24 protein-coding genes and 1 tRNA gene are annotated in these 23,482 nt (G+C 46.5%); 14 read left to right on the top strand and 11 right to left on the bottom strand.

The features are described 5' to 3' along the window. The first annotated feature begins 29 nt into the window (after window positions 1-29). The 10 genes from MICH65_RS01960 to MICH65_RS01915 are packed head-to-tail and all read left to right on the top strand — an operon-like array spanning window position 30 to window position 8,262. On the top strand, window positions 30-692 hold the full coding sequence (locus MICH65_RS01960; RefSeq protein WP_161931749.1) for a hypothetical protein: 663 nt from the start codon (window positions 30-32) through the stop codon (window positions 690-692). A 59-nt stretch (window positions 693-751) separates the two neighbouring features. Beyond that, window positions 752-1,255 carry a metalloregulator ArsR/SmtB family transcription factor gene (locus MICH65_RS01955; RefSeq protein WP_161931748.1) on the top strand — a complete coding sequence of 168 codons (504 nt, stop codon included), beginning with the start codon at window positions 752-754 and terminating at the stop codon, window positions 1,253-1,255. Then, a complete protein-coding gene (locus tag MICH65_RS01950) occupies window positions 1,242-1,739 on the top strand; it encodes a DUF1573 domain-containing protein (RefSeq protein ID WP_161931747.1) in 498 nt (165 codons plus the stop codon). Before MICH65_RS01955 ends, MICH65_RS01950 begins: the two co-directional genes overlap by 14 nt. Before the next feature lie 30 nt (window positions 1,740-1,769). Then, entirely contained in the window at window positions 1,770-2,720 is a 951-nt protein-coding gene (locus MICH65_RS01945) for a hypothetical protein (RefSeq protein WP_161931746.1), read from the top strand. 3 nt (window positions 2,721-2,723) lie between these two features. Further along, window positions 2,724-3,470, top strand: coding sequence for a rhodanese-like domain-containing protein (locus MICH65_RS01940; protein ID WP_161931745.1), 747 nt, complete (start codon window positions 2,724-2,726; stop codon window positions 3,468-3,470). Beyond that, on the top strand, window positions 3,467-4,309 hold the full coding sequence (locus MICH65_RS01935; protein WP_161931744.1) for a cytochrome c biogenesis CcdA family protein: 843 nt from the start codon (window positions 3,467-3,469) through the stop codon (window positions 4,307-4,309). Before MICH65_RS01940 ends, MICH65_RS01935 begins: the two co-directional genes overlap by 4 nt. Window positions 4,310-4,311: 2 nt before the next feature. Then, window positions 4,312-4,704 (top strand): cupredoxin domain-containing protein, encoded by a 393-nt coding sequence (locus MICH65_RS01930; RefSeq protein WP_161931743.1) that lies wholly within the window; start codon window positions 4,312-4,314, stop codon window positions 4,702-4,704. Window positions 4,705-4,724: 20 nt separating this feature from the next. Further along, window positions 4,725-6,932: a heavy metal translocating P-type ATPase gene (locus MICH65_RS01925; protein WP_161931742.1), complete on the top strand. Its 2,208-nt coding sequence runs from the start codon at window positions 4,725-4,727 to the stop codon at window positions 6,930-6,932. A 21-nt stretch (window positions 6,933-6,953) separates the two neighbouring features. After that, window positions 6,954-7,997 (top strand): sulfite exporter TauE/SafE family protein, encoded by a 1,044-nt coding sequence (locus MICH65_RS01920; RefSeq protein WP_161931741.1) that lies wholly within the window; start codon window positions 6,954-6,956, stop codon window positions 7,995-7,997. Between the two features lie 22 nt (window positions 7,998-8,019). Then, the gene (locus MICH65_RS01915; RefSeq protein WP_161931740.1) at window positions 8,020-8,262 is read left to right on the top strand and encodes a cation transporter; all 243 of its coding nucleotides are present in this window, start codon (window positions 8,020-8,022) and stop codon (window positions 8,260-8,262) included. Here MICH65_RS01915 and MICH65_RS01910 read toward each other — a convergent pair. Further along, the gene (locus tag MICH65_RS01910; protein WP_161931739.1) at window positions 8,252-8,878 is read right to left on the bottom strand and encodes a hypothetical protein; all 627 of its coding nucleotides are present in this window, start codon (window positions 8,876-8,878) and stop codon (window positions 8,252-8,254) included. The genes MICH65_RS01915 and MICH65_RS01910 overlap by 11 nt on opposite strands. A gap of 70 nt (window positions 8,879-8,948) precedes the next feature. Next, a complete protein-coding gene (locus MICH65_RS01905; RefSeq protein ID WP_161931738.1) occupies window positions 8,949-9,698 on the bottom strand; it encodes a hypothetical protein in 750 nt (249 codons plus the stop codon). Between the two features lie 1,375 nt (window positions 9,699-11,073). Here MICH65_RS01905 and MICH65_RS01895 point away from each other — a divergent pair. Further along, window positions 11,074-11,769 (top strand): pyruvate kinase, encoded by a 696-nt coding sequence (locus tag MICH65_RS01895; RefSeq protein ID WP_161931737.1) that lies wholly within the window; start codon window positions 11,074-11,076, stop codon window positions 11,767-11,769. Here the strand turns inward: MICH65_RS01895 and MICH65_RS04420 are convergent. Beyond that, window positions 11,766-12,944, bottom strand: a complete 1,179-nt coding sequence (locus MICH65_RS04420; RefSeq protein ID WP_161931736.1) for a replication-associated recombination protein A — start codon at window positions 12,942-12,944, stop codon at window positions 11,766-11,768. The genes MICH65_RS01895 and MICH65_RS04420 overlap by 4 nt on opposite strands. A 108-nt stretch (window positions 12,945-13,052) precedes the next feature. Continuing rightward, on the bottom strand, window positions 13,053-13,307 hold the full coding sequence (locus MICH65_RS01885) for a hypothetical protein (protein WP_161931735.1): 255 nt from the start codon (window positions 13,305-13,307) through the stop codon (window positions 13,053-13,055). 65 nt (window positions 13,308-13,372) lie between these two features. Here MICH65_RS01885 and MICH65_RS01880 point away from each other — a divergent pair. Both MICH65_RS01880 and MICH65_RS01875 read left to right on the top strand, forming a co-directional pair. Continuing rightward, window positions 13,373-13,443 (top strand) — tRNA-Gln (locus tag MICH65_RS01880). Between the two features lie 77 nt (window positions 13,444-13,520). Next, a complete protein-coding gene (locus tag MICH65_RS01875) occupies window positions 13,521-14,297 on the top strand; it encodes a hypothetical protein (protein ID WP_161931734.1) in 777 nt (258 codons plus the stop codon). Window positions 14,298-14,314: 17 nt separating this feature from the next. Here MICH65_RS01875 and MICH65_RS01870 read toward each other — a convergent pair whose 3' ends face one another. The 6 genes from MICH65_RS01870 to gltX form a co-directional block, all read right to left on the bottom strand. Further along, complete coding sequence (locus MICH65_RS01870; RefSeq protein WP_161931733.1) at window positions 14,315-16,213, bottom strand: hypothetical protein; 1,899 nt, start codon at window positions 16,211-16,213, stop codon at window positions 14,315-14,317. Next, the gene (locus tag MICH65_RS01865) at window positions 16,210-17,796 is read right to left on the bottom strand and encodes a hypothetical protein (protein WP_161931732.1); all 1,587 of its coding nucleotides are present in this window, start codon (window positions 17,794-17,796) and stop codon (window positions 16,210-16,212) included. Before MICH65_RS01865 ends, MICH65_RS01870 begins: the two co-directional genes overlap by 4 nt. A 111-nt stretch (window positions 17,797-17,907) precedes the next feature. Beyond that, the gene (locus MICH65_RS01860) at window positions 17,908-18,846 is read right to left on the bottom strand and encodes a DUF1704 domain-containing protein (protein ID WP_161931731.1); all 939 of its coding nucleotides are present in this window, start codon (window positions 18,844-18,846) and stop codon (window positions 17,908-17,910) included. Window positions 18,847-18,870: 24 nt separating this feature from the next. Then, window positions 18,871-19,194, bottom strand: coding sequence for a hypothetical protein (locus tag MICH65_RS01855; protein ID WP_161931730.1), 324 nt, complete (start codon window positions 19,192-19,194; stop codon window positions 18,871-18,873). 5 nt (window positions 19,195-19,199) lie between these two features. Next, complete coding sequence (locus MICH65_RS01850) at window positions 19,200-20,087, bottom strand: hypothetical protein (RefSeq protein WP_161931729.1); 888 nt, start codon at window positions 20,085-20,087, stop codon at window positions 19,200-19,202. Between the two features lie 4 nt (window positions 20,088-20,091). Continuing rightward, the gene (gltX, locus tag MICH65_RS01845; protein WP_161931728.1) at window positions 20,092-21,372 is read right to left on the bottom strand and encodes a glutamate--tRNA ligase; all 1,281 of its coding nucleotides are present in this window, start codon (window positions 21,370-21,372) and stop codon (window positions 20,092-20,094) included. Between the two features lie 20 nt (window positions 21,373-21,392). Between gltX and MICH65_RS01840 the strand changes: the two genes are divergently transcribed. Then, window positions 21,393-22,469, top strand: a complete 1,077-nt coding sequence (locus MICH65_RS01840; RefSeq protein WP_161931727.1) for a hypothetical protein — start codon at window positions 21,393-21,395, stop codon at window positions 22,467-22,469. An 11-nt stretch (window positions 22,470-22,480) separates the two neighbouring features. On the opposite strand, the gene MICH65_RS01835 is transcribed toward MICH65_RS01840, so the two are convergent. Beyond that, window positions 22,481-23,482, bottom strand: a complete 1,002-nt coding sequence (locus MICH65_RS01835; protein WP_161931726.1) for a D-alanyl-D-alanine carboxypeptidase family protein — start codon at window positions 23,480-23,482, stop codon at window positions 22,481-22,483.

The following is a 23,482-nucleotide window of genomic DNA, read 5'->3' as shown; positions in this document are numbered from 1 at the left end:
TCACTAAAATGATTTGATATACTGGGCTTATGAAGATCAAGTTGGGCTTAGTATTATTTGGGTTGGTATTTTTACTGGCCAGATCGGCTGCAAGTGTTGAGGCGCAGGTGGGGATGATGGCGAGTGAAGGGGTGGATGAGGAGTTTGGTGGCCATGAAGAGCTGGAAGTAGTGATTGGTGAGTTGGTGGATAAGTATGAGGTGGAGACGGTAGATGATCTTGATTGCGAGTTAGTAAGTGATGAGGATATGGTGAGACTTGGAGACGCAGTGATGGAGCGAATGCATCCTGGAGAGAGACATGAAGAGATGGATCGGATGATGGGTGGCGAGGAGAGCGAGGGATGGTGGAATGTCCACTTACAGATGGGTAGGAACTATTTGGGATGCGATGAAGATAGTCCGGCTGTGGTTTGGGGAGGAGCGATTGGAGGAATGATGGGTAGAATGTGGCCGATGGCTTTTGATTGGGACAGGTGGGGTGGAGAGGTAGAGGTGAATGACAAGGCTTTGAATTGGGTTGGTAAGTTTATACCCTGGATTGGGTTGGTTGTATTTTTGGTAATTGGAGTCAAGTTATTGTTGTTGGTTTTGGTAATCACTTTGCTAGTAATGGCGATTAGATACTTGTGGAGGAGTGGTGATATGGAGGGTGGGAAGGTGGGGAGTTCTTCTAGAAAAAAAGGTAAGTAATGGTTGAGGGAGAGGGTTGACAGAGGTTGTGGTGGTAGTATATATTCGAAAAAGCGAATATGTATCAGGAGGTATTTGAACTACAAGCTGAGTTATTAAAGGCACTGGCTCATCCTAAGCGACTGGAGATTCTGCATTTACTGCGCCATCAAAGTCTGAATGTAAGTGAGATAGTGGAGATGTTGGGATTGCCACAAGCCAATCTATCTCAACATCTGATGGTGATGAGAGAGGCGGGGGTGGTGGAAAGCCAGAAGGTGGGTAAAGAAGTGTTTTATCGGTTGAGTGAAAAGAATTTTGTGAAGGCGAGTGATTTGTTAAGAGAGGTGTTGATTAAGAAACATAAGGGTGAGAGGGTTGCTGACGAGCTGGCTTTTAAGATGCAGGACTTGTGGCCGGTGGTGATTGATCCGGTGTGTGGCATGAGGCTATCACCTAAAACGGCTGGGTATGCTGTTAGGAAAAATGGGGAAAGCTACTATTTCTGTGCTGAGGGGTGTATGGAGAAATTTAGACATGACACAAGTCGATATATTAATTTGAAAAAAAATGATGATGAGTAAGACTACAGTAATGGCCATAATTGTGGGGTTAGTGGTGTTGTTTGGAGGGTCGGTATGGTTGGCGAGCACGATGGCGAATTCTGCCCAGGTAGAGATGAGTGAGGGCGCAGTGGCAGTAGTGGAGGAGAAGAGTTATGACTGGGGGGAGATTAAAATTGATGGCGGGATAGTGGAGAAGGTTTTTCTGGTTAAAAATGAGGGGGATGAAGTGTTGAAGCTATTTAATGTGGAGACTTCATGTGTGTGTACGACAGCGCAGATGGCTAAGGGTGAACAGACCTCGCCAGTGTTTGGAATGCACGACAAATCTCAATATGTACTGGAGGTTGATCCCGGGGAGACGGTTGATGTATTGGTTAAGTTTGATCCGATGTTTCATGGGCCAAATGGGGTGGGGCCGATTTCTCGAACTGTGACGATTGAGACCAATGATGTAAGTAGTCCAAAACTGAGTTGGATGTTAACGGCAATGGTCGTGAGGTGAGTTGAAAATTAAAAATTAAGGTTGATAAAAATGGATAGTAAAAATAAATCAAAAGTAAATCGGTCGGGGGTTGTTGGGGTATTACTGTTTGCAGGGTTAGTGATGATGGTCTTGACAGTCTGGGCCGATATGTTTGAGGTGCGATTAAAGGGTGAAAGTAGGTTGTTGACTCGGATTGGTTTGATTACTCCAACACCAGCTCCACTACCTGAGCCGACATACGATAATCTGGCGGAGTTGGTGGTGCCAACAGAAGGCTATACGGTACCTATTAAGTGGGGACAGGTGGGCCAGAGATTAGTAGAGACTGGCGCAATTGATCTGGCGAAATATGAAGAGAATTATGGCGATCCAAAGTACGATGAGTTGTTGAGATACCTGACTGAAAATAAAGATGATGGTATTACGATTGATAAAAACAATGCGTATTTTTGGGTGAATACTTTGTGGGCGTTGGGGCTGGTACAGGCTTCCGATGTTCTTGATAAAGGGATAATGGGGACTGAATACAGGAAAGATCTGGGGAATTTTGCTTCGACCGCTGGTTGGACTTTGGGATCAAAGCAGGCGGTTGATTTGTATAGTTCGGCGAGGATAATCGATTTGAGTGATGAAGAGCAGGAGATGGTGGCCAAGATTAGTGGAGGTATTTATCGGCCATGCTGTGGGAATCCCACTTCTTTTCCTGATTGCAACCATGGGATGGCGATTTTAGGATTGGTGGAGTTAATGGTTGACCAGGGTTTCTCGGAGGAAGAGATTTATGAGGCGGCACTGGCGTTTAACTCGTACTGGTTTGAGCAGACTTATGTCGATTTGGCATACCACTTTCAGACGAAAGAGGATAAGTTGTGGGCGGATGTGGATGCGGCTGAAGTGCTGTCGGCCAAGTATAGCTCGGCCCCTGGTTACCAGCAGATTAAACAAGAGATGGGCAATATCCCTGGAAGCAAGTCTTCTGGAAGTAGTTGCGGGGCATAGAAGATGAAACAATCAAAGAAAATGATGCTGGTGTGGTTGTTGGTCTTGGTGGTGTTAGCTGTGGGCTGGTTGATGGGAAGAGGTGCTAGTGAGGGATTAGAGGATAGTGATAGGGTAGGACGTGAAAAGGTGGTGGCGGTTAAGGCTGAAGACGCTGATGAGTGGCTAGAGAGGGATGGTGTGTTTATTTTAGATGTACACACTCCAGAGCAGCAGCATCTGGCGGGGACGGATGCGTTTATCCCCTATGACCAAGTGGCGGAGAACGTTAACAAGTTACCAGAGGACAAGGGTGTTCCTATTTTGGTGTATTGTAGATCAGGCTCGATGAGTAAGATCGCGGCAGAAAAGCTGGTGGAGATGGGGTATAGGAAGGTGTTTGATCTGGTAGGGGGAGTCCAGGCGTACCGAGAGTCTCATGCAGGAGTGCTGATAAAGCCTGAGAGAGTTGATTTAGGGGAAGTTGATTACGTCAAGGGGGCGGAGTTGGAGTTTAGGTTGGTAAATAACACTCCGACTGAGTTAACGGTAACAAGGTTGACTGGTTCTTGTTCTTGCACAATACCCTCGATGGAGGAGGTGACAGTAGGGGCATATGAAGAGGTCCCAGTTAAGGTGGTGTTTGTCCCTTCAGTGCATGGAGACGATTCTGATTTGGGAGATTTAACTAGACAAATATATATCGAGACGGATAATCCGAATTTTAAAAATTTGAGCGCTGAGTTTACGGCGATAGTGAAAAGAAAATGATGATACAGATTTCGTTGATAGCGGCTTTCGTGGCAGGCATGGTGGCGTTGTTTGCTCCTTGTTGTGTGACTTACCTATTACCCGCTTATCTCGGGAATGTTTTTCGAGAAAAGAAAAAGGTGTTGTTGATGACTCTGATTTACTCATTGGGAATCATGGTGGTGATGCTACCAGTGGTCTTAGGGGTTAAGGCGTTGAGTAGTTTGTTTTTTAGAATGCATGACTGGACCTATATCGTTGGAGGTATGGTGATGATCGGGGTGGCTTGGATGTCACTTTTTGGCATAAAACTGCCAATGCCAAAGTTCAGCCGCCGTGGCTCAGGCCAGAGAGTGGATGCCTGGTCGACCTTTATCTTGGGTGTGTTTTCCGGCATAACGTCAAGTTGTTGTGCACCAGTATTGGTTGGGGTGCTAACATTGTCGAGTATGGCGCCGGGGGTGATTTGGTCGTTACTCGTGGGGGTTGTGTACGTGTTGGGTATGGTGACACCGTTATACATTGCTTCCTTGTTTATCGATAAAAAGAACTTGTTGGCAAGTCCGCTATGGAGAAAGAGGCTGGGGGTAATTCGCTTGGGTAGTAAGGAGTATTTGGTGCTGATAACTGACCTGGTGGCGTTTATGGTTTTTTTGACAACCGGGGTGTTGATGATTTGGTTGACCTTAAATGGAAATTTGGGAATGGATATGGCAGAAAGTGAGACAACAAGATTGATTTACGCGATTGCTTTTGGCATAACTGAGAGAGTGCAAGGGTTTTGGCTGGACGGATTGTTTGTTGCTGGGGTGGTGTATGTAGTTTATAAATTGGTTAACGTGGCCGTTAGAAAGAGGTAAACATGACTAATGTGGATTGGTTGGTAATAGGAGGGGGGGTTGGTCTTATTATTGCGATTGCCTATTATTTTTTTGGGCCTAAGAAAGGGGTAAAGGTGGAGGAGCAAGATGAAGGGCAAAAAGTGGAGATACTGGTTGAAGGGGCGTATGACCCAGCCGTTGTCGAGGTGAAAGTAAATAAGTTGGTGGAGGTGGTTTTTGATCGCCGCGACAAGGGAGATTGTACCGAGTGGGTGATATTTGACAAGTTGCCCACAAAAGAAAAGAGGGAGGTCAAGGCGAGATTACCAGAGGGAAAGCGGACTGTTGTTAGATTTACCCCAACAAAAGTGGGGACCTATAGCTTCACTTGCGGGATGGGCATGGTGCGGGGAAAATTAGTGGTTAAAAAATAATAGAAACAGAGGGAGGACGAATGGAAAAAAACAAGACAAGAGTGAAGGTTGTGGGAATGCACTGCGCATCGTGTGCGGCTAATTTGGAGCGGGTTTTTAAGAAAATACCAGGGGTTAATAGGGTTGGGGTTAATTATGCAACTGAGGAGGCACAATTTGAGGGTCAAGTAGACCTAACTCGAGTGCAGGAAGCGGCTAGAAGCATTGGCTATGACATAAAAATGGACGGTGAGGTAAAGAAAGAGGACTCGGCTTTGGAAGAAAAAAAGATTAAGTTATTGATTGGTGGGGTGATTTCTATCTTGTTAATGATGTTGTCAATGAGGGACTGGTTTGGCTGGTTGCCTAATTTGTCGATGGGGGAGGCTAATTGGATCGGATTAGTGTTGGCAACGCCGGTACAGTTTTGGGTTGGGGGCGAATACATGATTTCGGCATGGAAAGCGTTTAAACATCGGTTGGCCAACATGGACACTCTGATCACGACAGGGACCTTGGCGGCATATGTGTTCTCGGCGGTGGTGACGATCGCTCCTGATTATTTTGTCCAGGCAGGATTGGATCTTCATGTGTATTTTGAGGTAGCGGCAGTGGTGATTGTGTTGATCATGTTAGGGAAGTATTTGGAGGCAAGGGCCAAGGGACAGGCCGGGGAAGCGATTAAAAAACTTCTGGGATTGCAAGCCAAGATGGCTCGGGTAAAGAGGGGGCGTGAGTTTGTTGAGGTGGCTGTTGATCAGGTGGTAGTGGGCGACGTGTTATTGGTTAGGCCGGGAGAAAAGATTCCAGTAGACGGAGTGGTGATTGAGGGTGAAAGCACAGTAGATGAGTCAATGGTTACTGGCGAGTCGTTACCGGTGGAGAAGAAGAAGGGGGACAAGGTGGTGGGAGCAACAATAAACAAGGTGGGGAGTTTTCTTTTTAGGGCGACAAAGGTGGGGTCTGATACGGTGTTGGCTCAAATTGTAGAACTGGTCTCTCAGGCTCAGGGATCGAAAGCGCCAATCCAAAAATTGGCTGATGTGGTTTCTGGATACTTCGTGCCGGTGGTAATGATGCTGTCAGTGGCAACCTTTGTGGCTTGGTTTGTGTTGTATCCGGGAGTGGCGTTTGTGCCAGCGATGGTGGCGGCGGTAACGGTGTTAATAATCGCATGTCCGTGTGCTTTAGGACTGGCAACGCCAACAGCCGTAATGGTTGGAACAGGAAAAGGGGCGGAGAAAGGGATTTTGATAAAGGACGCAACGGCACTCGAGCAATTAAATAAGGTGCGAAGCGTTATTTTAGACAAAACAGGAACTCTAACAAAGGGAGAAGTGGAGGTGACTGAAGTCGTTTCGTTGAGTAGAGCTAGGGAGAAAAGGATTGTTGAGTTGGCGGCGGGGGTAGAAAGCCACTCAGAACATCCACTCGGCCAGGCAGTGGTTAAGTATGCAAAAAGGAAGAAATGGCGTTTGGACAAACCGGAGAAATTTGAGGCAATGACTGGTGTCGGAGTGAGAGCCATAATTAACGGAGACGAGGTGGTGGTATCAAGTCCTGTCTATGCAAAACGATTTGGCTTAAAAGAAATGAGTCGTGTTGAGGAATTTCAGTCTCAGGGGAAGACTGTTTTGGTAGTCTCCCTTAATAGGAGAGTGATTGGCCTGATTGCGGTGGCGGATACTCTTAAAGATGACTCTAGAGATGCAGTAAAACAAATGATGGAGATGGGAGTAGAGGTGTACATGTTGACTGGTGATAATCCAAGAACGGCTAAATCAATTGCCGAGGAAGTGGGAATAGACCGGGTGATGGCGGAGGTGAGGCCTGAAGATAAGGCGGCAAAAGTAAGAGAGCTGCAATCAGAGTTGCATGGTCAGGGTAAGCTAGTGGCGATGGTGGGTGATGGGATCAATGACGCACCCGCGTTGGCGGCTGCAGATGTAGGTATTGCTATGGGAGCAGGTACAGACATAGCAATGGAATCTGCGAGCGTGGTATTGATGAATAGCAATATAGAATCAATCCCCCGTGCCATTAAACTTTCCCGAGAGACCTTGAAAGTTATTAAGCAAAATCTTTTTTGGGCATTTGGGTATAACGTGGTACTAATACCAGTGGCGATGGGCGTGCTTTACCCGATTTGGGGAGTTGTGTTGAATCCAATGTTAGCAAGTGCGGCAATGGCACTTTCAAGCGTCTCAGTAGTAGGTAATGCATTACGATTAAAAAAGGTACAATTGTAGGATTATGACTTTGTCTTGGCTATGAACTATTGGATTATTTTCTTAACTGGTTTAACAACAGGAGGGATCTCTTGTTTGGCGATGCAGGGAGGGTTGTTGGCAAGTGTGATTGCGAATCAAAAAGGTGAGGAGCTAGGACAAGGTAAGTCAAAGCAGGGATTAATGGAGCTTGATGCACTTGATTGGTTACCAGCAGGGATGTTTTTGTTGTCTAAATTGGTGGTGCACACGATATTTGGATTCTTACTTGGTGCTCTGGGATCAGTGATTACTTTAAGCCTTGAGGCAAGACTGGCTTTCCAGATATTTACGGTGTTGTTTATGCTGGCAACAGCGATGAACCTGTTTGAGGTTCATCCAGTATTTAGATATGTACTGATCCAGCCGCCGAGGTTTGTAAATAGATGGATTAGGAATACGACAAAAAGTAAGGCGTTGTTTGCGCCGATGGTATTAGGAGCAATGACCATCTTTATTCCTTGTGGCGTGACTCAAGCCATGGAGGTGTTGGCAATCAATACAGGCAATCCAGTTATGGGGGCTTTGGTGATGTTTTCGTTTGTATTGGGGACTTCACCGCTGTTCGCGATTGTGGGGGTGGCAACGGCAAAGTTGTCAGAAAGATGGAACAAGTGGTTCTTGCAGATAGCGGCAGTGGGTTTGATTTTTATGAGTTTGTATTATCTTAACGGAGTGTTGACAGTGATTAATTTTCCAATAAATTGGCAGAAAATTACCTACTTAGTGACGACACCAATGAGTCAGATTGGTGACGATAACTTGGTGGAGGTAGTTGATGGGGTACAAAAGGTGACGGTAGAGATAAAGAATAATGGATATTCCCCTAAATCGTTTACAGTGAAAGCTGGAATACCAGTAGAGATGACAATTAAAAGCGATGGGGTATATTCTTGTGCACTAGCATTTACCTTCAAGCAGTTTAAGATTAATGAGTTTCTGGATCCAGTTGATGAAAGGGTGGTTAGATTCACCCCGACGGAAAAGGGAATGTTTACCTTCTCGTGTTCGATGGGGATGTATACAGGAGTAATGAAGGTAATTTAGTTAATTAAGTTTGTTGGTAGATATGTTTAATTTATTTAAAAAGAAGCAGTTGGATGGGGAGAGGCTGGAGATGGAGATTGATGATATGCATTGTGTTAGTTGTAGCGTCAATATTGATGGAGTATTGGAGGAGTTGCCGGGAGTAGTGGAGGCAAGGACAAGTTATGCTAAGGGTAAGACAGTCGTGGTTTATGACAAAGGGAAAGTGAGTGAGAAGAAGATAAAGGAAGAGATAGTTAAGTTGGGATACAAGGTTAAGCCTTGAGTTTGTGGGAGAAGGTGAGATAGGTTAGTCCAAGGATGAAGAAGGAGAGGCTTAACAGGCTTAGGCCAAGATGGGCTGATGGGTAAAGAGGAAAGTTGGTAAGTGTTAGGGCAGCTGTAATGATGATAGCGGGAACAAAAGCAGACCAGGCGATTAGGTTGAGTGAGATTTTACTGAGTTTGTGTTTAAGAAGAATGAATGTTTGAAAGAGAGTGGGAGGGAAAATTAAGAAGGCAACAAGAGTGTAGAAAGGAGGAGGAATAAAGGGGATATTGCTTAAGAGTGGCCAGATGGAGGAGTAGGCGAAGAGAAGGAGAATAATGGCAAACCAGGAGAAGATGGTGTGAGTAATAAGCAGAGACTGAATGAGGGAGGATGATTTCTTGGGTGATATGGATAGGTGGGAAGATAGAAAAAAAGTCATTAGGTTAAGAAAGCGATTGAGAGTAGATATGAGTGAGATGAGAACCGAGATGAGAGCAAGGGAGAAAAAAAGAGCTTCCTCAACACTGGTTAAGGTGTATATGAAGTTGTGAAGTAGGACGAAGATAATAAAGAGGAGAAAGAAAAGAATGGAAGTGGGGAGACGAAAAAACTTTCTTAGAAGACTGTGCATACACTGATTATATCGATTCTGCGGTTGTAAGGTTTTAGGGAAACAAAAAAAGGAAGGGTTTACCTTGGGTTCAAGGTAAAGAGCCTTCCTGTGGGTCAGTATTGACCCGAAGCCAAAGAACAAGGCGAGCGTATTCATAATAGCCGTGTGTCTGGCTGTACGAACGCCATGGTTGGCCATACGGTCCCCATAAGCAGGTGATCAAAAAAAAGTCCTGCACCTGCGGATCAGGGGTGAAGTGGAACGTGAGCAGATCCTCGAAGCGTGGATCTATTTCGGCCAGTAGACCAGGGATGCCACGAACGTCTTGAGAGTATTCTTCTAAGTATTCGTGACCTACCACTGTGGCGGCGACGATTTGCATGGTGGTAATCTGGTCGCCTTGGGAGACCTCTATAGGGCGTGACACGAGCATGTCGATATTCGCCCACATGTCACTCTCGAGTGATAGCGTCCAGGTAGTGTTGTTACCACCACCCTGAACACATTCCCTTAAAATGTCGGCCGGATTCTCTTGGTTGTCCCACCAGCCTGAGTGAGTCATCCAAAGGTCGACCCGGATGCTTGGGTTTGCGAAGGGGATGACCTCTTCGTAACCCTGAAGGTTGTCAGGATCAAAATGGACACTCTCCGCAGTGATGGGGGTGAGAGTGATCCTGACTTCTCGGTTGTCCCGCAAGGGGCAGGGAAATACGAATGTGACAGGCCCCCTTGAGGAGAAGTCGATTGGTTTGGGACCACCTACCCCACCATCGGCAAAGACCGCCGGAGAGGTTAAGAGAGAGAGGGTTAATACAATGAACAGGAAATGGCGAACCATGATTTGTTTGTCCTCCTATGTGTATGTGCGATGTTATTATTATAGGATGTTTTGGGGGATAAGTCAATGGAAATAAACAAAAAAAGGCACCAACCTTTTGGTAAAGATTGGTGCCTAACGAGGTGCAGAGTTGACTAGCTGTCCTGGCCGAAGCGCCGGGGAATAACGAACAGGAGTGCCCCGCCGAGGAGAACCGCCAGGAAGCCGATGGCTCCGACTCCAGCAAGCGAGCTGGGTGTTGACGGTCCGCCGGTGCCGGTAGGGGGCGCCGGTGTGGCAGGAGGAGCGTCCATCGGGGCGCATCCGGGCATAGAGAAGCGCGCGATTACAGCGGAATTGGCCACTACGATGTAGTTGCCGCTGTTGCTGAAAAAGACTTGCGCTTCGCCGTTAGGTCCGAGCCCTTGAGCCGGTTGAGAGAGGCCTCCAATGCTGCCATCTCCCGCGACCCAGTAGATTTCGTAGGTCGTTCCGGTGACGCCGGTCATGACGGTGCACTGATATGCTCCGGGCTTCCAGGGCGGGGGTACGGGTGTGGGTGTGTCCTGGGGCGGAGGAGGTGGGGGCGGAGGAACGACGCCACAGTCTTCGGGCAAAGAGAGAGTCTCTGCCCATTGAATGGTCAGCGGTTCGCCTTCGGTCCAGGTTGCGGTAACCGTGACTGATACGGATGTGACCTGGGACCAGTCGCCGCTGATGCCCGGGCTGCCGGAGATGCTCGCACCCTCTGATGCTTGAATCAGGATGCTCCATCCCTCACAGTCCACTGTTGGGGTCACCGTTAAGGTGTTCACCCCGGGCGGAGGGGGCGGAGGGGGCGGAGGGGGCGGAGGGGGCGGAGGCGGAGGGGGCGGAGGCGGAGGCGGAGGGGGCGGAGGCGGAGGCGGAGGGGGCGTCGCTGGCCTGGTTGTCACCACGACATGCGAGATGCCGTAGGCGAACGGGCCGAATGTTCCGGCTGAGGTGAACGATATCGTTTCGCCACCACCGGGACCCCCGATTTTGATGCAGACCCCGACGACCTCATATCCTTCGGTGGCGGTGACGGTCACCTGATCGGCGTTGCCACTTACTGTGGCGCTGCCGTCGGTGTACTCATAACCACCGTCGGTCTCCCATTTGACGTTGCCAGGAGGGCAGACTGCCCCCGTGGCTTGGGCGGGGCTGGCGTGTACGAAAGGCATCGCCAGCACGACGACTAGCAAGAGCGGGAGAAAAAACTTTTTCACCGTTTGACTCCTTGGTCAACTCAATGTGCGATAGGGGTAATTTTACGATTATTATGGGTCTTTGTCAATATTGAGCTGGTATACCGTATAAAAATAGTTTGTGGGTGGTGGTGATAGAGAGAGGAAAAGTAGGTAGAATAGAGGAGATGGAAGAGATAGAAACAAAGATAATTGCCACGATTGGACCAGCTTCGGTTGGTTTAGTGAAGGAGTTAGTGGAAGCGGGAATTGATTATGTGCGGATTAATACAGCGTATGGAGATGAGGGGCAATATGAGATGGTACTTGATAGTCTGGAAGAGGTTGGCGGAGGAGTTGAGGTTATTTGGGATATTAAGGAGTTGGGAGCTTTAGAGTATGCACGGGCAAAGGGGATAGGGGTGGTAGCAGTGTCGTTTGCAGAGAGAGAGGAACAGATTGTGGAGGTTAGAGAGAGGATGAAGAAAGTGAGAGTGATTGCAAAAATTGAGTCAAGACTGGGAGTAGAAAACTTTGAGAAGATCTTGGCGGTATCGGATGGGATTATGGTGGCCAGAGGTGATTTGGGTAGGGCTGTGCCTGTAGAGCGAGTGCCGCCACTGCAGAAAGAGTTTACAAGAAAGACTTTGGAAGCAGGAAAGTTTTTGATTACGGCAACCGAGATGTTGCTGTCAATGGTTGAAAAGTCAGAACCAACTAGGGCAGAGGTATCGGATGTAGCTAATGCGATTTTTGAGCACTCATCAGCGGTTATGTTGTCGGAGGAGACGGCAATCGGCAAGTATCCTGTTGAGTCAGTGAGAATGATGCGGAGGATTATTGTAGAGGCAGAAAAATGGAACAGGGAGAATAGTTTAAGTTAGGGAGTTTTTTTGGCTGGTTTGGAGCTAGTGAAGTATTGCTTGTTTTTTATCTTCTCAGGAAGCAGGCTTGCTTTGGTGTAAGGTTGATATCCTTGGCCGTAGCCTAGGTTTTTCATAAGTTTGGTAGGGGCGTTTCTTAAGTTTAAAGGAATGGGGAGATTGCCTAGATTTTTGACGTCGTCTAGAGCCTTAAAGTAGGCGTGATAGGCGCTTTTGTCTTTGCGACAGGAGGCGAGGTAGGCGGCACCATGAGCGAGGTTAATCTGACATTCAGGGTAGCCGATGGTTTCAACGGCTCTGAAAACTTCATTGGCGACAACTAAGGCGGTGGGGGCCGCTAAACCAATGTCTTCACTGGCGAAGATGACCATTCTTCTGGCTATAAACTTGGGGTCTTCGCCGGCATTGACCATGCGAGCGAGATAGTAGAGGGTGGCGTTGACATCGCCAGCACGCATGCTTTTGATAAAAGCGGAGATGGTGTTGTAGTGTTCTTCACCTTTTTTGTCGAAACGAAGGTAGGGGTTTTGGAGGGTGTTTTTGAGATTTTTGAGGGTAATTTTGCGGTACAGTTGGTAGGTGTTGTCAATCATGGTGATGGCTTGGCGGGCGTCGCCATTAGCCATGCGGACAAGCCAGTCTTTGGCGGTTTGACTGGCGGTGGTGGTTAGTTTTTTTAAAGAACGGTTGATGATGATGAGCATTTCTTGATCGGTAAGCTCATTGAGAGTAAAGATACGGCAGCGAGAGAGGAGAGGGGAGATGACCTCAAAGCTTGGATTTTCGGTGGTAGCACCGATGAGGGTGATGGTACCTGACTCAACATACGGGAGGAGGTAATCTTGCTGGGCTTTGTTGAAGCGATGAATCTCATCAAGGAAAAGAATGCCAGGCTGGAGTGCGTCTTGGGATTGCTTAATGATTTTTCTGACGTCATCTTTACCGGCAGAGACGGCTGAGAGTTCATGAAAGTGGGCATTGAGAGCTTTGGCGTAGATTTTGGCGAGAGTGGTTTTACCAGTGCCGGGAGGACCCCAGAAAATCATAGAGAAAAGGTGTTGGGATTCTATGGCTACACGAAGAGGTTTATCCTTGCCAACGAGATGAGATTGGCCGATGTAATCATCAAGGGTGGTGGGGCGGATTTGAGAGGCTAGTGGTTCAGCTTTGCTCATGGATGCTTATTCGGGAATTATTTGGGTATGTTAAGAGTGTATGACGAGCAGGGTGAGAATGTCAATAAAAACCCGGTCAGGGCAGTGATCCCAGACCGGGTAGTTTGCTTAGAACTTGCGCGACCAACAATCAGCGTAGACTTGGCCGAAGACGATAAGATCGTTGTCTTCAAGCTGTTTGAGGGCCTCGTCAAATTCGTCGCGAGAGACTGCCGTTTCGCTTTCTAATACCTCTGCTTCAGTGACAACCTGGAACAAGTCGTCCTCATTTAAGAAGCAGTGCCTGATTAGCGCGTGGAGAATCGCAACACCGAGACGATTGCTATCTACTTGGACCATCGCTACCACTCCTTTAAGGTACAAGCCAGTAGGTGGAATGATTATAACCTATAATTGCCGTGGCGAGAATGTTAAAATATGAAGGTTATTGCCGGGTCGTCTAGTGGTAGGACGGCGGGTTCTGGCCCCGTTAACCTAGGTTCGAGTCCTAGCCCGGCAACAAATGAGTTTTGTTGAGTTGACGTTGACTGTTAACAAAAGGTTTACTTGCGAGGCTAGTAGGGAGAGAATGGGTATATGAATGTGAATATGTTTTTTGAGTTGACTATGGCAATACTGGCAGGATTGATGACTGCCTCTTGGGGAGCGTATAAGGATACGCCTTATGAGGGATTTGAATGGAAAAGTTTTTTTAGATCAGTGGTGAGTACTTTGGGTTTCTTTGTGCTACTTGGATGGATGGTAGAGATGTTTGGCATGGAGGCAAGTGTAATAGTGCTGGTGCTGGCGGCAATGGCTTTTGAAAGAATTAGCCATGAAATATGGAAGGGTTTGTTTAGGCGAAAGCAGCGAGAGGGGATATACAAGATACCTCAGTCTTTTCATTATTTTGGAAGAGTAGTCCCCTATCGTTGGAGGTTGCCTTTGGGGGTTGGGGCCATATTGTTTCTGGTTGGGGCAAGTTATTGGGCAGCTCAGGTTAAGACTGAAGGGGTATTGTGGTTGGCGGTTGGTTTGTTAGTGGCGGTATTTGCTTCTGTAGGGGGAGCATGGAAAGATGCACCTATTGAGGGGTTTAATTGGTTGAAGTTTCCGAGAAGTTTTTTACTGATCATGGGGTGTTTCTGGTTACTACAGAGCTTAACTAACAGTTTATTGATTTTGATTATGGGAGCGGCGGGATTGGAACGGATATTGGTTGAGTTTTACAAATCGTTTGTGGTCAAACGGACTCCGGGTAAGTTTATTGAACGGGTGAAATATGACGAGTGGAAAGAGAAGAGACGGGTGTTTATGCTGAGCTACTTAGTATCAGTAACTTTGTTGGTTGTTTGTGTGTGGTTGTATAGATAGGAAGGAGAAAAGGCGTTTTATTCGGTTTGTTGAGAGTCTTTAAGATAACTAAGGAGCTTGTTAAGTTCGATGGTGGCAACACCAATTGATTGATCGGCAGCGCCGTAATAGACAAAGAGTTGTCCTTGAGCGACGGCGGCTCCACACGGGAAGACGACATTATTGACCAGACCTTTTTGCTCATAGCTTTCGGTTGGTTCAAGAAGGGGGTATTGAGTGCGAGCTAGGACTTTAGTTGGGTCATCAAGATCGAGTAGCATGGCACCGGCACGATATTGACTGTCGATATCAGAAACTCCGTGATAGATGAGGAGCCAGCCTGAGTCAGTTTTGATGGGAGGAGCACCAATGCCGATTTTTTCTCCCTGCCAGGAGTGTTCGATACGACTGATTGATTCCTCTTTTTCAAGCCAGTTTAGTCCATCAAAGTGATTTAAGTCCATGAGCCAATCAATGGCAATGTCGCGACCACCGACGCGATGAAGCATTAGGTATTTACCATTAATTTTCTCAGGAAAGATGCAGGTGTTTTTGTTGTCGATTCCGGGAGGGGAGATTAGGGTTGGCGGACTCCAGAGCCAGTTATGTTTGACAAAATCATCAACCTTAATCCAGCTCATGGCAACACGTGGTGGTCCCTGGCCGTCATAGGCGGTGTAGAACATATAGAAGCGGTTACCAACCTTAACAATGCGAGGGTCTTCACAGCCAGAGTAGTTACCATCGACTTGTTTTTGTTCATAGCTCATACGAGGAACATAGATTGGTTCAGTAGAGCGAGTTTCAAAATGGACGCCATCATGACTCATGGCATAACCTAGGGTGGAGACCATGTCAGGTGAGAGGGCTCGGTAAATGAGATGAAAGACGCCTTGTTCATAAACGACGGCAGGATTAAAAACAGCTTTGGCTTCCCAAGGACGATTAGGGTCCGGAGTAAGAATGGGATTGTGAGGAGACTTGTTGAGTTTAAGGACCTCTTTTAAGTTGGTTTGCTCGAGACTGTGTTGGAGAGAGGACTTGGTGATTTCGGCGGCGGCTGAAAAAGTGTCGGCAGCACCGTAATAGACGCGCCAGCCTTGGTTGAGCGTGATAGCGCCACTGGGGAAGATGACGTTTTTGACTTCTCCGGATATTTCATATTCGGCTTGAGGGGTAAGCAGAGGCTTGGTAGTGCGGGATATGATGCTGGTTGGATCTTCTGCCTTAGTAATGACTGCCTCAATACCAAAAATACGCTTGTCAGGTTGGTAGTAGTTTTGGATATGGGAATAGAACCAAAGCCAACCCTGAGGGATTTCAAGAGGGGCGGCGCCCAGTTCTACCTGATCAGAGTTGAGGCGGTTTAAATTGAGTTGATGCTGATCAAGATTGGAGTACCATTTGTGCCAGTAGTCAGGAGAGTAGAAATCGGATATTTGGTCAGCGAAAGCAAGAGCGATTTTGGCAGGAGGATGGTCGGTATTTACGGTGAGAGCAATAACGTATTGGTTGTTAATTTTTTTAGGGAGAATGGCTGCTGCTTTAGCGTTAAAGGGAGTAAGAGGTTTCTTGGAGGAAATGGTCTTAAGATCTTTACTAGTGGCAATGGCTAACTTAATCCCTTTGGCTTCTGGCGGCCAGATTGAGATGGCGGTATAGAGGATGATGTATTGATCATCTATAAAAGTGACTCGCGGATCTTCACAGCCGTATTGATCAAAGTCTTGATTAGGTTCAATTAGGATGTGTTTATGATTCCAAGAGAGACCGTCTTTACTATCAGCGGCGGCAATTCTAGATATTCCTTCCCGGTCAACGGCGCGATAGAGAAGATGATACTTGGTGGAGGTTTTGATAACACTGGGGTTAAAGGCGCCCCTTTTTTCCCAGTCGTGCTCTGGAACTAGGATGGGGTTGTGAGATAGTCTTTTCATTTACTTGAGACTGCCAGAATGGTGCTTTCTAATTTTGTGGCTTGACCTTGTTTAAGGCGGTCAAGAAACTGGTCAAGGTTGGCAGTGGCGACGCAGACATGACTGTCCGCTCCTCCATAATATACGAATAACTGGTTTTTGCGAATAATGGCTCCACAAGGGTAAACAACTCCGGCTTTAAAACCATGATTGTCGTACCATTGGTCTGGCTCCATGATCGGGTAACGGCTACGGTAAAGTTCGACATGGGGCTCGTCGGCTTTAAGGATCATGGCACCGATTTTATAGTGGTTGGCGTTTTTATCATCAACGGTTTGATAGATAAGAAGCCAGCCGTCTTTGGTAAGAAGAGGGGGGGAGCCGACCCCGATTTTACGACTATCCCACCACATTGGACCTCGTGGTTTAATGTGATATTGACCTTGAAGATACTGGCCAGGGGAGAAATCAAGTGAGTCAACGTAGTCAATTAGGATGTCGGGAAAGATGCGGTGAAAGATGACGTATTTGTTGTTGATTTTTTTGGGCAGAATACAAGCACTTTTGTCGACGATTCCAGGGGGAGAGATGAGGATGGGTTTTTCCCAAAGCCAGCGATGATTAAGGAAATCAGTAATTTTAATGGAGGTAAGAGCAATGCGGGGAGGGTTTACGCCATTGAAAGCGACATAGGTCATATAGAGACGGTTACCGATGCGGGTAATACGAGGGTCTTCACATCCTTCAGTACCGCCACCAGAAAAATATTTGGTTGATGGGGGTAGATCTGGATCCTTTTTTTCAAATGGTTTGCGGGGAAGGTAGGCTGGTTGATCCAGAGTCAGATCAATATTGATACCGTCTTGACTACGAGCATAACCTAAGACAGAGCGGTAGTCATGACCTTGAGCACGATAAAGAAGATGAACGTTGCCCGCTAGGACCGTGGCAGCGGGGTTGAAAGTAGTAAAGGATTCCCAAGAGTGGTCCGGGTTAGGGCTGATTAGAGGATTGTTTTCGTGCTTATGGATGAGCCAGGCTTTTTGGATAGAGATTTGTTGATCAATGCGAAAGTGAGGATGAGAGACGGCAACGAGTCCACGTCCTTTGATTTTCCAGTAACTTAAGATCTTGTTTTTTATTTTAACTAGGCCGAGATGAGTGATGTTTTTATTCTGCCAAGACTTGGGACTTTGCCAGACTGGCTCAGTACCCCGCCAAAGTAAATTATCAATGTTTTGGGGATCTAGGGCAATGACTCCGGTTTCGAGTTGTCCTGGCTTTGGTTGGTGGTTAAAGAAAACAAGAATTTGATCGGGTTCGCGGACAACACCTTCGATATTGAGATGATGGAGGCGTTCACTGCCAGGAGCAAGGTGGTGATTAAAAAGGTGGTACTCAACGATTCTTCTTTTGAGAATTTTTTGCCATTGTTGCTTTAGGGTTGCAGATTTAATTCGCGTCTTGAAAACAAAATCAAGGCCATTACGGCTAACTGCAAAACTAGTTTTGGATTGGTGGTTGATGGCGGCGTAAATATGTTTTTGATAAGCGAAGACACCAAGAACATCTTTCTTGTTAAACAGCTTATCTAATACACGCATGATTGATCAAAAACAAATGATAGTCCTAAAAAGATGCCCCGATGTTAGAGGTACTGAATTGATTTTGACATACATATCAAGTTTTTTTCAAGGGCGATTATTTTAAAGGTTTTAAATTTCGAAAAAGTGATGAATTTGTTTTGGAGTGAATCGACCGATATATTTTTGGTGTTGAGAGAGATCATTGAGTGAAATTTTGCCAATATAGAGCTTGAGTCTTTGCTGAGGAGTTAACTGAGAGATTTTTTGGGAGAAATTGAAGTACATGGCTGGTTTGATGATGCCACCAGCTTGGCGGGTATTGATGAAGCCGAATTTGTGACGGATAGCTCGCTGCCAGGCTAGTTCTTTGGGGAAACCAAGAGAGCGGAAGAAATCATAGATATCACGTAGAGAACCATCCAAACTGATGGCACTGGCTAAGTATTCGGCGGCATGCTGAAATTTGGATTTTTGTGACCAACTACCTTGGTGGTCTTGGACAAAGGTGGCTAGTCCTTCTTCAGTGGGAAGATAGTCTGGAGAACGTTTGAGGTGATTAAAGAGACCGTTTTCGTAGCGGATAACGTGAGAAAGCTCGTGTTTGACTAGTCCTGAAAGAGAAAAGAAATTTAGATTAAGACGGCGACTGATGAGAACTAGCTTTTGGGTTTGTTTGGGTCGGACGTTAAAGCCAGATTGAGAGGAAACAACTGCTTGATAATCAAGGTTAAAATAGTGAAAGGCTTTATTAAAGGCTTTTATAACCTGGGTGATGGTGGGGTGACGGAGACGAGGAGGCGGTGAGGCGGTAATTTTTTGAGCAAGACGGACAATTTGAGGGTCAATATTGGTTGAGAATAGGTGTTGTGCGGTGTTAGTTATTTGCTGATGATCCTGAGTGAGAATGGCTTTAATGAGATTGGTTTTGGGGGAGTTTTTTTTGAGATGTTGGGTGAGGTTTGATCTCCAGCGGTATCTAAAGACGGGGTGATAGTGGTTGGAGTTGATAAATCGGTGGTACTCCTGATCGAGGTTAACGGGGGTAATGATTTTAAGCAACCCGCTCATAATGAGTGGAATTGTAACAGATGGCTATTTTCCCTTAAGATCTTTGAGGATGAGTTTTTGGATGCGTTGTGATTCTTTGGCTATTTCAGCCTCAATCTGGTCGTCTATGTGTTTTTTAAGATACTCAAGAAGCTCGGGGTCATAGGGTGCGTACTCGAGACGAGAAAGAAAGGTGCGGTGATAATGAGAATCGAGTTTCTGGAGGATAAATTCGAGAATACCAGCATGGAGAATGTCATCGATCATCTGTCTGAATTTGTTTTTCTTTTTGGGTTTAAGCTGAAGAGAAGTGAGACGTATTTCGATGCTGGAGATGTCAACTAGATGGTCGTAGAAAAGAATAGACATGGTTATTAGAGAGAATTTGTATCTAATTTTTGATTGACAGGACCTAAAGGAATACGATCATCTGGGTCATCAACGAAGAAAAAGAGGACTAGACCCTTACGAGGACCTAAATGGAGATCAAGAGCTTTCATGGCTTCGGGTGAGGCGCCAAATTGTTTACCAGTCCACTCGGCTGGTCCAGCATCGGCTAAAACTGTGACAACGGACTGACCGTTGACAGGATTTACAATGAGGATTTTTCGATACTTGTACCAGTCCCGTAAGAAGCGAAAGTTGGTATTCCAGTCGGGGAGGTAGAGGGTTTGAGCGACGGAGTAGTATTTTTCACGAAGATAGTCTTGGGTGGTGAACTGGTCTTGGGATGGAGCAAAGTAACCCCAGGCACCAAGGCCAGGGGCAATACCAGCGACCTGCTCTTCATCATGGAGAGAAAGGTTGTCTCCAGGAAAACGCTTAAGATGTTGCTCGTAGCCAATGTAACCAATGTGATGATTAAGACTCTGACCCTCAAGGGTCGGGGTTGCCTTGATACCAGTTTTATTAAGTATGATTTGGGAGATGTTTTGGGCGGTCTGATCATCAAGTTTAGTTGGGTAGTGAGGGAAGATGTCGGCTAGTTCTTGAGAAAGGGCTTGGTTAAGGTTCTGGTTATTGGCGGAGACATTTGTTGGCGTAGACGACTGGGTGGCAGAAGCAGGAGTTAAGAGTAGGGCTCCAGTTAAACCGGCGCTGGCTAGGATTTGGGACGATTTCTGGCGTAGACTACTAGCGGTAATTTTGCTTTGAACAATGAGTTTTTGAGCGGGTTTGCTGCGTCGTTTGAGGTTGCTTAAGTAACGCCTTTGTCTTTTTTGAAGATTTTTTTCGATTTGGGCAAGCGAGTCAAGGTTCATGGGTTTAGATTAGCTTAATGACTGTGTCAAGACGAGAGAGAATCTGCTGTTGACCTAGAATAAGCATGGACTCAGTTAGTGGTGGGGTGATTTTTTGACCGGTTATAGCTAAACGAAGATCCATGAAAAATTGGCCTCGATGGTACTGATGAGTATCGGTTAGTTGTTGAAGAGAAGACTCAATCGCTGATTTGTTCCATTCTGTTTGACTTAGGACTGCGCGGGCATCAATGAGGTGTTGTTTAGAGGTGAAGGAAATGGAGGTGTAGTCAGGAGAGGAGAAGAAATAATTGGTGAGAGTGGGGAAGTCTTTTAGGGTGGTAAGTCGTTCTTGGGTGAGAGGAATAATCTGGAGAAGGAGTGAGTCCTTGACTACCCAAGGGGAAGGAAGGAAGGGTTTAAGACGGGGGAGGAGTTCTGCTGGAGTGAGGCGCTTGATCCATTGTTTGTTGAAAAATTGCAATTTTTCGATATCAAAAATGGCGTTTTGTTTTTGAAGCTTGGTTTCATCGAAAATCTGAGCCATTTGCTTAAGGGTAAGGATGGCTGAGTTGTCTTGATATGAGTTACCAAGATAGAAGAGGAAGTTGTTTATAGCTTCGGGGAGATAGCCATCATCACGGTACTCAAGGACTGATTTGGCGCCATGGCGTTTGCTTAACTTGGTTTTGTCGGGTCCAAGAAGCAGAGGAACATGGGCGATGATGGGGACTTGCCAACCTAAGGCCTGATAGAGATGGAGATGAACAGGAGTAGAGGAGATCCACTCGACTCCTCTGATGATATGGGAGATGTTCATAAGATGGTCGTCTACGACCACGGCAAGGTGGTAGGTGGGGATACCGTTTGATTTAAGCAGGACTTTATCGTCAACTTCTTGGTTGGGGATGCTGATTTTTCCTTGGACGAGATCGTTCCAGGAGGTATAGCCTTGCTTGGGCATCTTGATTCTGATGGCACCTTCTTTTTGATAGGCGACTCCTTTTTCAAGTAGTTCTTGGGCGTATTTCTGGTAAAGGTCAAGCCGTTGAGTCTGGATATATGGACCACTGGGTCCACCTTTGCGAGGATCTTCATCGGGGATGAGTTTTAAAAAATCATGGATTTCGTAGATTGCTTCAAGTGACTCGGGAACAAGGCGTTTCTGATCAGTGTCTTCGATTCGTAGGATAAACTGGCCGGAGTTTTTTTTGGCCAGAAGATAACTGAACAGGGCAGTTCTGGTATTGCCAATATGAGGAATGCCGGTGGGGCTGGGAGCAATTCTAGTTCTCACTGTAGCCATGGCCATAGTATACTCTATGTATGGCCACTTTGACGGAAACAGCATACTACACTCGACAAGGGATTAAATATGGATCGATAGGCTTGGTGGGCATATTGGTGTTGTGGTTTGTGGGGACTGGAGTAGTGTCTTGGTGGAAGGCAACTCACCCAGCACCGTTACCACCACCGAGAGTGGAGTTTGGTAGGGTGGCTGATATCACTTTTCCGGAGTCTGGTGTTTCGGTTTCTGCTTATGACTTACAAACACCGACAGGAAAATTGGGGAAGTTTCCAGACCGGATGCTTGTTTTAAGTGCGCCAAGTAAAAGAAGTGGATTTTTGGATGCTGACAGGGCGATTGATTTGGCTAGTCGTTTAGGTTTCTTGTTTACTCCGACCCAGCCAAGTGAGACCTTGTATCGCTGGACTCAGTCTGATCCCCTACCGGCGACTTTGGATGTAGATATTGTTAGTGGTCACTTCACTTTAAAGCGACAGTGGCAGGCTGACCCAAGCTTGTTGGTGAGTAAACGTTTTGTGTCAGAGCAACAGACAATTATGGATGCGCAGGGTTTTTTGAGGGGGGTATCGTTGTTACCCGCTGATCTAAATGGTCCTAAGAAGGTAAGTTTCTGGAGGGCTCAGGGTGATAGGTTGGTAGAAACAATCTCTTTATCAGAAGCTGACTTTGTGGAGGTGGATATGTTTAGAAGTAATTATCAGATTATGGGAGAGGATAAAGAGGTGTTGGCTGAGTATGGGTTTTTTACACCTGACCCAGAAGAAGGAATTGTGTCGGTGTTACTATCAGGGGCTAGTGATATTAAGCAAAAACAGATTATTGAGGTTAGATACAACCATACCGAGGTTGACTACACGTTAACAGGAGAGTATCCAATCAAGACAGTGGAGACGGCTTGGGAGGAGTTAAAGAATGGTGGGGGGTATATTGCGTCTCTACAGGGAGACAAGGCCGTGGTGAGAAGAATTGAACTGGGTTACTATGATTCAGGCGGAGAACAAGAGTATATGATGCCAATTTATGTGTTTACTGGAGATAATGACTTGGTGGCTTATGTAAGTGCAATCAGGGGTGATGTGATTAAAACGGAGTAGACTAGTGATGGTTATTGTTTGGGCCAGGTGTGGTGGGAGTAGACCCAGTCTATGAGTTGTTTGGTTTCTCCGAAACGGTCTGAGGAATTTAGAACAACAGTGATGATTTTTTTGTTGTTTCGTTCAACGTAAGTGATGAGACATTCACCAGCATTTTCGGTCCAGCCGGTCTTGATGCCTCTTAGGCCTTCGATTTTGCCGAGGAGTTGGTTGGTGGTTTCTAGTTTATATTGAGTTTGGTTGGTTGTGTCGGTAATGGTGATTTGGGGAGTGTTGACGATTTCCATGAAGAGTGGATTATTAATTGCTTCCTTGGTGAGTATAGCGAGGTCGTGAACAGTGGTTTTGTGATTGCCACCTTCTATTCCTGAGACGTTAGTGAAGGAGGTGTTTTTAAGATGAAGGTCCTTAGCTTTTTGGTTCATAAGCTCGACAAAACGAGAGTAGCCGCCGTCGGGATAGTTCTCAGCCAGAGTGAGGGCGGCATCGTTACCAGAGGCGACTAGGATGGCATAGAGAAGGTCTTTGGCGGTAAACTGTTGACCAGTTTCAAGGTGGACTGATTGACCGATGGCTTGATCGCCAGTTTTGACAGTGAGGATGTCGTTGGGCGAGTAAACGTCAAGAGCGGTTAGGGCGGTCATGATCTTAGTGGTAGAGGCTGGATGAAGACGGGTGTCTGGATTGATTTGATGAAGGATGGTGCCTGAGTCTGGCTCAAAAACAAAGACGGCTTGAGCAGTGAGACGTGGAGGCGGAGTTTGGTCTGGTTGTGGCGGAAGAGGTTGATTTAAGGTGATATTGGCAGCTTTTACTTTTGGTTGAGTAGGATTGAGTGAGAGGGTCTGCCAGTAGTTTTGGCCGGGATAGAGAAAGAGGGTTAGGATTATGAGGAAGAAAAGGAGACGTTTGCCTTCAGGGAGACGGGTGAACGCTCTTTTTAGTTGAAGGAGAGTGAGATAGGCTTTTTTTTGGTAGTAATCGATTGAGTCAGTCTGAAAAGAGGGGAGCAT

This window comes from Candidatus Chazhemtobacterium aquaticus (genome assembly GCF_009936135.1).
Taxonomy (GTDB): domain Bacteria; phylum Patescibacteriota; class Microgenomatia; order UBA1400; family Chazhemtobacteraceae; genus Chazhemtobacterium; species Chazhemtobacterium aquaticus.
The sequence above is the reverse complement of the archived record's forward strand: the minus strand, read 5'-3'. Positions and strand labels throughout refer to the sequence as shown.